Annotated in this window: 2 protein-coding genes; both read left to right on the top strand. The window is 71.5% G+C overall.

The window, feature by feature from the left end; translation table 11 throughout:
- The first annotated feature begins 119 nt into the window (after positions 1-119).
- Positions 120-1,109 (top strand): AAA family ATPase, encoded by a 990-nt coding sequence (locus M4J07_RS47610; protein WP_255983632.1) that lies wholly within the window; start codon positions 120-122, stop codon positions 1,107-1,109.
- 25 nt (positions 1,110-1,134) lie between these two features.
- Positions 1,135-2,445, top strand: a complete 1,311-nt coding sequence (locus M4J07_RS47605; protein ID WP_255983630.1) for a DUF58 domain-containing protein — start codon at positions 1,135-1,137, stop codon at positions 2,443-2,445.
- Positions 2,446-2,509 lie beyond the last annotated feature (64 nt).

Below are 2,509 nucleotides of genomic sequence, written 5' to 3'. Positions count from 1 at the left end.
CCCACGCCCCACCAGGACCTGCACGCCCTCCTCTTCGGCCCGCCACCCGCGACCGACGCAGCACTCATCGCACTCGCCGACCACCTCGACGCCCTCGAAAGAGAGGTTCGCCATTCATGATGGACCCGACCACTGACAACGCCGGGCCCACGACCGATCCCCGCAGCTCACGGGCCTCTTTGGAAGCCCTGCGCACGGAGATCGCCAAGGCCGTGGTCGGCCAGGACCCCACCGTCACGGGCCTGGTCGTGGCCCTCCTCTGCCGCGGCCACGTCCTGCTCGAGGGCGTGCCCGGCGTAGCGAAGACGCTCCTCGTCCGCGCCCTGGCCGCGAGCCTCGAACTCGACACCAAGCGCGTCCAGTTCACGCCCGACCTCATGCCCAGCGACGTCACGGGCTCCCTGGTCTACGACACCCACACCTCGCGCTTCTCCTTTCAGCCGGGCCCGGCCTTCACCAACCTCCTCCTCGCGGACGAGATCAACCGCACCCCGCCGAAGACCCAGTCGTCCCTCCTGGAGGCCATGGAGGAGCGCCAGATCACGGTCGACGGCACCCCGCGCCCGCTCCCGGACCCGTTCATGGTGATCGCCACCCAGAACCCGGTCGAGTACGAGGGCACGTACCCCCTCCCCGAGGCCCAACTGGACCGCTTCCTCCTGAAGTTGAACGTCCCCCTCCCCACCCGCCAGGACGAGATCGACGTCCTGACCCGCCACGCGTCCGGCTTCAACCCCCGCGACCTGAGAGCGGCCGGCATCCGCCCGGTGGCCACGACGGCCGACCTGGAAACGGCCCGCGCCGCGGTCGCCAAGACCCAGATCTCCCCCGAGATCACGGCCTACGTCGTCGACATCTGCCGCGCGACCCGCGAGTCGCCCTCCCTCACACTCGGCGTCTCCCCGCGCGGCGCCACGGCCCTCCTCTCCACGGCCCGCGCCTGGGCCTGGCTGACCGGCCGCGACTACGTCACCCCCGACGACGTGAAGGCCCTGGCCCTCCCGACCCTCCGCCACCGCATCCAGCTGCGCCCTGAGGCCGAGATGGAAGGCGTCACACCCGACTCGGTGATCAACGCGATCCTCACCCACGTCCCCGTCCCCCGCTGACGAGGCCGGAGACGAGAGACCCGACATGGCCCTCACCGGACGCACAGCCCTGCTCGCAGCCCTGGGCTCCCTCCCCGTCGGGATCTGGGAGCCCAGCTGGACAGGCATCCTCGCCGTCAACACTCCCCTGGCCCTGGCCTGCGCCTGCGACTTCGCCCTGGCCGCCCCCGTACGCCGTCTGCGCCTGACCCGCTCCGGCGACACGTCCGTACGCCTCGGAGACCCGGCCGACGTCACGCTCACGATCACCAACCCCTCGCGCCGCCCCCTGCGCGCGCACCTCCGTGACGCGTGGCCCCCGAGCACCTGGCGCCCCGGCACCGAGTACGACGCGTCACGCCACCGCGTCACGATCCCCGCGGGCGAACGCCGCCGGGTGACGACCCGCCTCCTGCCCACCCGCAGAGGCGACCGCCAGGCGGACCGCGTCACGATCCGCTCCTCCGGCCCGCTCGGCCTGTTCACCCGCCAGGGCACGCACAGCGTCCCCTGGACGGTCCGGGTCCTGCCCCCGTTCCACAGCCGCAAGCACCTCCCCTCCAAGCTGGCCCGCCTCCGCGAACTCGACGGCCGCACCAGCGTGTTGACCCGCGGTGAGGGCACGGAGTTCGACAGCCTCCGCGAGTACGTCCCCGGCGACGACACCCGTTCCATCGACTGGCGCGCCACGGCCCGCCAGTCAGCGGTCGCCGTCCGCACCTGGCGTCCGGAGCGGGACCGCCACATCCTTCTGGTCCTCGACACCGGCCGCACCTCCGCCGGCCGGGTGGGCGACGCCCCGCGCCTGGACGCCTCGATGGACGCGGCGCTCCTCCTGGGCGCCCTGGCTTCCCGCGCCGGCGACCGCGTCGACCTCTTGGCCTACGACCGCCGCATCCGCGCCCTGGTCCAGGGCCGCACCGCGGGCGAGGTACTTCCGGCCCTGGTCAACACCATGGCACCCCTGGAACCGGAACTGATCGAGACGGACGCCCGAGGCCTCACGGCAACGGCCCTGCACACGGCGCCCCGCCGCTCCCTCATCGTTCTTCTTACGTCGCTGGACGCAGCCCCTGTCGAAGAGGGCCTGCTCCCGGTTCTCTCACGCCTCACCAAGCGCCACACGGTCGTGGTCGCCTCCGTGGCCGACCCCGAGATCGAGACGATGGCAGCTGCACGCGGCAACACTGACGCGATCTACGACGCCGCCTCGGCAGCCCAGGCAGAGGCCGAACGTCTCCGCACCGCAGAACAGCTGACCCGTCACGGCGTCACGGTCGTCGACGCCACCCCCACCGAACTGGCTCCCGCACTCGCAGACGCCTACTTGTCCCTCAAATCTGCCGGCCGCCTATAACCACCAACACAACACACAACGAGCCCCGCGAATATGCCGCAAATATGCGGGGCTCAAAAATCTT

Origin of the sequence: Streptomyces longispororuber (genome assembly GCF_024448165.1) — a bacterium.
Taxonomy (GTDB): Bacteria; Actinomycetota; Actinomycetes; order Streptomycetales; family Streptomycetaceae; genus Streptomyces; species Streptomyces longispororuber_A.
Note: the sequence above shows the minus strand (reverse complement) of the source record. Positions and strands in the feature narration are given on the sequence as shown.